Annotated in this window: 6 protein-coding genes; 5 read left to right on the top strand and 1 reads right to left on the bottom strand. The window is 67.1% G+C overall.

Going from position 1 to position 6,362, the window contains the following annotated elements; translation table 11 throughout:
* Positions 1-39 precede the first annotated feature (39 nt).
* The 5 genes from WDZ17_RS17030 (at position 40) to WDZ17_RS17010 (ending at position 5,729) form a co-directional block, all read left to right on the top strand.
* On the top strand, positions 40-1,200 hold the full coding sequence (locus WDZ17_RS17030; RefSeq protein ID WP_339576372.1) for a TniB family NTP-binding protein: 1,161 nt from the start codon (positions 40-42) through the stop codon (positions 1,198-1,200).
* A 171-nt stretch (positions 1,201-1,371) separates the two neighbouring features.
* Positions 1,372-3,039, top strand: a complete 1,668-nt coding sequence (locus WDZ17_RS17025; RefSeq protein ID WP_339576371.1) for a TniQ family protein — start codon at positions 1,372-1,374, stop codon at positions 3,037-3,039.
* Positions 3,040-3,201: 162 nt separating this feature from the next.
* Positions 3,202-3,447, top strand: a complete 246-nt coding sequence (locus WDZ17_RS17020; protein ID WP_339576370.1) for a hypothetical protein — start codon at positions 3,202-3,204, stop codon at positions 3,445-3,447.
* A gap of 369 nt (positions 3,448-3,816) precedes the next feature.
* Positions 3,817-4,419: an SLATT domain-containing protein gene (locus WDZ17_RS17015; protein WP_339576369.1), complete on the top strand. Its 603-nt coding sequence runs from the start codon at positions 3,817-3,819 to the stop codon at positions 4,417-4,419.
* Complete coding sequence (locus WDZ17_RS17010; protein WP_339576368.1) at positions 4,416-5,729, top strand: nucleotide-binding domain-containing protein; 1,314 nt, start codon at positions 4,416-4,418, stop codon at positions 5,727-5,729. The genes WDZ17_RS17015 and WDZ17_RS17010 overlap by 4 nt, the downstream gene beginning before the upstream one ends.
* Before the next feature lie 430 nt (positions 5,730-6,159).
* On the opposite strand, the gene WDZ17_RS17005 is transcribed toward WDZ17_RS17010, so the two are convergent.
* Positions 6,160-6,362, bottom strand: a 203-nt coding sequence (locus WDZ17_RS17005) for an IS3 family transposase (protein WP_339576367.1), incomplete at its 5' end; no start/stop codon positions are given.

Genomic DNA, 6,362 nt, shown 5'->3' with positions numbered 1-6,362 from the left:
CGAGCACCCCGACGCCGACGGCCTGGAGGTGTTCGACGAGTGAGCACCCGCGACGACGAGCTCGGCGCCACGATCGCCGACGAGGAGACGACGAACCCGTGGGCGGCGTGGCTGGCCCGGCACGACGTGCAGCCCTACCAGCTGGCCCGCAAAGCCGGGTGGGACGCCTTCGTCGCCGCCGGCCCGCGGGAGGACTTCGCCACCCTCACCCGGACCCAGATGGACGGGCTGGGCGCCGACGCGCGGGAGGACTACGACGAAGCGCGGATGGTCTGGAACGCGAACCTGCCGACGATCCGGACCGCGCAGATGGCCTCGGCGTTCTCGCTGATGGGCCAGGTGCTGGCCTCAGGGCGCCGGGACGGGGACCGGCTGCGGGGGTCGGTGGTCATCGACGCCGCCCCCGGCCTGGGCAAGACGACCATCGCGACCCGCTTCGCGAAGGACTTCCACCGGGCCCAGTACCGCCGGCACGGGCCCACCACCCCCGAGGGCCACCAACGGCTGCCGGTGGCGTTCGTCGCCTTGACGGCGAACATGACGCTGAAGACCCTGAACAGCAAGCTGCTGGAGTTCTACGGCCACCCCGCCGCGCAACGGACGACGTCGACGCGGCTGGCGTCGCTGGCGGTGGACTGCGTGGTCTCCTGCCAGACCCGGCTGGTGGTGATCGACGACCTGCACTTCGTGGACTTCGCCCACCGCGCCGGCACCGAGGTCTCCAACCACCTGAAGTGGCTGGCGAACGAGATGCCCGTGACGTTCGTCTACACCGGGGTCGGGCTGGCGGCAAAGAAGTTCTTCGACGAGGGCCTGCACGGCTCCGACGTCGTCTACGCCCAGACTTCACGGCGGGCGACCCGCTGCCCCGTCGTCCCCTTCAGCACCACCACGGCGGCGGGCGCGCGTGCATGGGTGGACCTGCTCGCCGCCCTGGAAGGCCACCTGAAGCTGGCCGAAGCCCACCCGGGGATGCTCACCGACCACGCCGACCTGCTGTTCGCCCGCACCCAGGGTCACATCGCCTCGCTGACCAATCTGCTCGACCGGGCCTGCTACGTCGCCATCACCACCGGCGCCGAGACCGTCGACGAGGCCGTCCTGTCCCACGTGGTGACCGACAACGCCGCCCAGAACAGCTACGCCGCGCCGGAGCAGCCGGCTCGGCGGCGATCTGCTGCCCGTCGGCGGGAACCCTGAGCACCCGTGGTGGACTGGACTCGCCCGATCGCAGCGGGATCGATGCCTTGGCAGGCTCCGGCGCCCCCGCGACCTCAGCGGCGGGCCGCGCGCCGGCCATCGCTGGAGGTCGTCGCGCCACCGCGTCCCCTGCCTGGCGCCACCCCCGGCATCCATCGTTGGCCCATCACGGTGCGGCCTGCGGAGGGGGAGCAGGTCACCAGCTGGCTGGTGCGCACCGGCCACCGCTACGACCTGAGTCCGCAGCAGCTGCTGGCGGCGATGGGGGTGCCGACCACGCTGACGCGCATCGCCACCGTCGAGGAGCACGTCGGACGCAACAGGGACGTCATCGCCGCCCACTTCGGTCTGCGCGGGCTGGCGCTCGGGGCCCGCGGGGACGTCCTGGCGTACTGCTTGAACTCCCTGCTGGGCACCTACCGGTACCTCTACCTCGACCACCGCACGCACATCATCACGGCCAAGGGCTCCCGCTACTGCCCGATGTGCCTGGCGGACAACGGCGGCGCCTGGCTCGAGCGGTGGCGGTCCCCGCTGTACCCGGTCTGCTTCGAGCACGACGTGCTGCTCGAACGCCACTGCCCGACCTGCGGCAGACCGCCCTGGTCGACCGGGGGGTGGATGGTGCGCACGCGGGAGTCGTGGTCGTGCACCGAAGCCGCTCCCGGCGAACGCCCACGACGGGCCCGGACTTTCTCGTGCGGCGAGGACCTGCGCACCGCCCCCACCCGCTCGGCGACGCCGCAACAGCTCGAGACCGCACGCCTGATCGAATCCCTGGCGCTCAGCGCGGTCAGAGACGCCGACGAGTCCCTTGAGGTCGCCGGCGTGAGCAGCGACCGCCTCGACTACTTCACCGCCCTGCTGGAGCTGCTGGACGAGCGCAACCACGGTGAACGCACGGTCTTCGAGGTCAGCGGTGACCCCGAGGTCGTGATCGAAGGGCTGGGCGTAGCCCTGCGGGTGCTCGACGCGCCGGACGTGACCAGCTGCGCGGCCGTCGCGGACTCCTACGGGCTGCTGGACCCCAACGGCAGCCACACCCCGATCGCCGGAGACACCCGCGGACGGGCCCGACACCCCCTGCTCGGGGCGATCCGGCTGCTGTCGGTCGCCGAGCACCTCTCCCCCGCCGCACAGCTGACCTTTCGCACCGGCCGTCTGAGGCCCCGCTACCCCGTCAGCGACCGCAGGCCGCGCCACCCCGCGGAACCCGTCGCTGAGCAGATTCCCTTGGCGTGGATCCCCCAACAGCTGTGGCCCGGGGTGCTCGCCCCGCACATCGCCGACGAGGACTACAAAGCCCGGGCTTGCGCCGCGATGTTCTTGGCCAGGCTAGGCACCCCGCGCCCGTGGCAGCTGATCGCCGTCGACCTCGGACTGCCACGCTCCTTCGCGGCCTACCCACCGGCGCTGCTGCGCCGGCTGCGAGCGACCGGCACCTGGCCGGACTTCCTGCGCAGCCTCGAAACTCTCGCCGACCAGCTGATCGAGTCACCACCCCCGATCGACTACTCCGAGCGCCGCTGGAACGCCAACGACACCGACCTGGTCACCAAGGTCATGCACTACGCCCTCGAGCACGCCCCCCATCCAGGCCGCTATGACGGCCCGACCAAGCACCTGATCCAGGTCTTCTGGGAGCTCTACACCGGCAGCGACCTACGGCTGGCCCCCGAGCCCTTCGGCCTCGCCGAGCACGTCCACCCCCACCACCAGGCCGTCCGCGCCCGCATCGGCACCGGCCACGACGACCTCTTCGCCGCCGCGGCGATTCACCTCGCCGAGGCCACGACCACCGGTAGCAGCGACATACCGCTGTGGTGGCAACCCCCTTGAAGCGGAAACGGCCTCCATGGGTGCCGCTGCCCTGACCCGGCAGACCCAGCACTGCGCGTATCCGGTCCTCAACAGGACTTCGGTGACTACGAGGGCCTGATCGTCCGCCATACCGCCTTCGCCCTGGCCGAGTCCGGCAGCGACATCCGCGACGAGGACTGGATGTGGGCCTACCTACACCACGTATACGGCGTGCCCGAGGTCGACAACACCGAGCACCTACCCGATCTCATCAACGCCCACGCCGCCGCCCTCACCGCCCGCGACCCCTACTACCCCCGGCCTCTGGAGAGACTGACTCACCATGCCCTCCACCACACCACCGGGGGCCGCTACACCCACCCACTGTGGGAGAGCCTGGACAGCCGTCTGACCCTCGACGACGAAGACGACTACGAAAACCCCTGACCGCGATACCAGGACTACTGCATGATCGGACAACCTGAGTCATGCAGCGGATCTCTGGGACTCCCGTCGCTTAGGACCGACCGCGGCCTATTGGTACAGCTGTAACGGGTATTGAGACGCGCGCTGACCCTGGTGCGGAGACAGAAGCCGCAGGGCGCCGCCGTGGAGGATGCTGAGCGGCTCCACAGTCCCGTTCCCTTGGCTGTCCGTCACCCGCGCGCGAGGCCGAAGAGGACAGCAAAGTTGACCTCCTCGAAGACGGCCTGCGCGGCCAGCAGACCGAGGCGAGCGAGAGGTCGGCGATATACACTGAGAGGACTCATCCAACCTCGAGCCCGTGTCCAGGACCTCCAAATCAGTAGGAGTACGTTGAGAAGGCGTAGCGCGACGACCCCCAGCCGGGATACCTTCCTGCTCGCCCAGGTTCGCGAAGCATTCGGGCGGATCGCGTACAGCCACAAGACTCACGAGAAGCAGGCTGACATCTGCTTCACCAAGCACCGCCGGCAGCAGGCGGCGCTCGTCACGCTCACCGCGATCAGCTCCGGCACCTTCCTCGCGGCGCTCGTCGGACTTCTGGGCAGCGCGGTACTGACGGGCCTGGTGACCTCCTCCATTGCTCTCTTGGTCACCTGGACGAGCCTCGGCGCCAAGACGTTTAAGTACGAGGAGCAGTCCAACGCTCACCGCCGCGTCGCGTCCCAGCTGTGGGATGTCCGGGAGTCCCACATCTCCCTTATCGCCGACCTGATGTCGGGCGCCATCTCCGACGCTGAGGGCCGACAGCGCCGCGACGAACTCCAGTTGAGCGCGCAGAATTGCTATGGTGACGCACCAAGGACGAGCCAAAGAGCGTTTAAGCGCGCCCAGACTGGGCTACGGAACAACGAGGAGCTGACCTTCAGCTCCCACGAGATTGATGTCATGCTGCCCGAGGCCCTCCGCCTCGGCGAAGGGGAGGGGCGAGCATGAAGACTTCCGACATCTTCGACGCACTCTTAACGAACCTCAAAGTCGGCGACACGGCGTCGATGGTCGCCGCCCGCAGGGATGAGATCGCCAAGGCGCTGAACAAGGACTTCTACGGGGCCGAAGGCTCTACGACGCACAAACTCATGATCGGCTCTTTCGGCCGACACACCGCCATCAGGGGCGTGTCCGACTTAGACCTAATCTTTATCCTCCCGGCAGACATGCGCCCGACTTACAACGGTGAGTCGGGCCCGCGTCGAATCCTCGAACGAGTGCGCGACGACCTCAAAGCCCGGTACACGAAGACGGACGTCCGCGTCGACCAGTGCGTCGTCCGCATTCAATTCGCATCGAACGCCTTCATGTTCGAAATTCAGCCAGCATTCGAGAACACCGACGGCAGCTTCGACTACCCGGACACCAAGGCCGAGCAATGGAAGGTCACTAAGCCAAGGGAGGAGATCGCGGCGACTAAGGCGTGCAACGACCGAACCTCGACGAACATGCGGCACCTCGCTCGGATGGTGCGAGCTTGGAAGAACAATACCGGTGTCAACATGGGCGGACTGCTCATCGACACCCTCGTCCACAAGTTCTTTAGCCACACCAGCGACTACGACTCGGCCGGGGCGGGCTCCTTCGCCTACATGGCCCGCGACTTCTTTGCCTTCCTCAGGGATGAGCCTGAGCAGGACTACTACCTGGCGCTGGGCAGCCAGCAGCGTGTCCACGTCAAGGCCAAGTTCCAACCTAAGGCGCAGAAGGCGTATAACCGTTGCCTTGAAGCGATTGAACTTGAGGGTAAGTCGTCTGCGAACAAGAAGTGGCGCGAGGTGTTCGGCTCCTCGGTGCCGCTGTCGACAAGCACGAGCGAGGCGTCCCGGTCGTTCCGCGATACCGAGGAGTACATCGAGGATCGACTCCCGGTCGACGTCACGGAGTCGGTGTCGATCGATTGCAAAGTCACGCAAGACGGATTCCGCCCAACCTGGCTCCGAGCGATGCGCCGCGATGGATTTCTGCTCCGGGCCAACAAGGCTCTGCGGTTCGTCGTTACGGAGTGTTCATGCGAGCAGCCCTACGAGGTGAAGTGGAAGGTACTCAACTCGGGTCCCGAAGCCGAGAGGCGCGATATGATCCGCGGGCAGATCGTCAGCTCCAGCAAGGCGGGGGTCCGCATCGAGCACTCAGACTTCAAGGGCGAGCACGTCGTCGAGTGCTACGTCGTCAAGGACGGTGTGGTGGTTGCCCGAGACCGAATTGAGGTTCCGATCAGCAACACGACGGTGAGGCCAACAGCATCACCTTGAAGGCCGCCGAGTCGACGGCGGATCGCGAGATGGCGTGCCGCCAGGATGCGCCCTTGGCACAACATCGGCTCGCACTTGCCCCTCGACTCGGCGATGGCTATTTGCTCGATTAAGTACCGGCAAGGTCAGAACCGTCACCCCGGAGAGCCCGTCGTCGCACGGCAATAATTAGGCCGGCGCTGTGTTGCGTCGATCGACGGAGTCTGGGCTCGGACCTGCAGGTTGCGCGAGAGCGGATCATCACTCCGCCGTCCTGACGACTGATCGCCTCGTGGCCCGAAGCTTCAACCGAGGTGGTCCAACCGAGTATGGCGACAAAAGCCTGACACGCTGACGCTGACACGGCGGTTAGGCGTCGAAGGTCAGGCGGCGGTCACTAAGACAACTTCAGCGAGTTCGGGACTGCTGCACGAGTAGGTGACAGTTGGTCTCAGGCGGCGAGGGCCACTTGAGGGGTGTTGATGGTCTCGTACTCGACCGGGGTGAGGCGGCCGAGGGCGTCCTGGCGTCGGCGGCGGTGGTAGGTCCGCTCGATCCAGGTGACGATCGCGATCCGTAGGTCTTGGCGGGTGGCCCACGTCTTGCGGTCGAGGACGTTCTTCTGCAGCAGCGCGAAGAAGGACTCCATCGCGG

The sequence above is a fragment of the Pseudokineococcus basanitobsidens genome (assembly GCF_037482545.1).
Classification (GTDB): domain Bacteria; phylum Actinomycetota; class Actinomycetes; order Actinomycetales; family Quadrisphaeraceae; genus Pseudokineococcus; species Pseudokineococcus basanitobsidens.
Note: the sequence above shows the minus strand (reverse complement) of the source record. Positions and strands in the feature narration are given on the sequence as shown.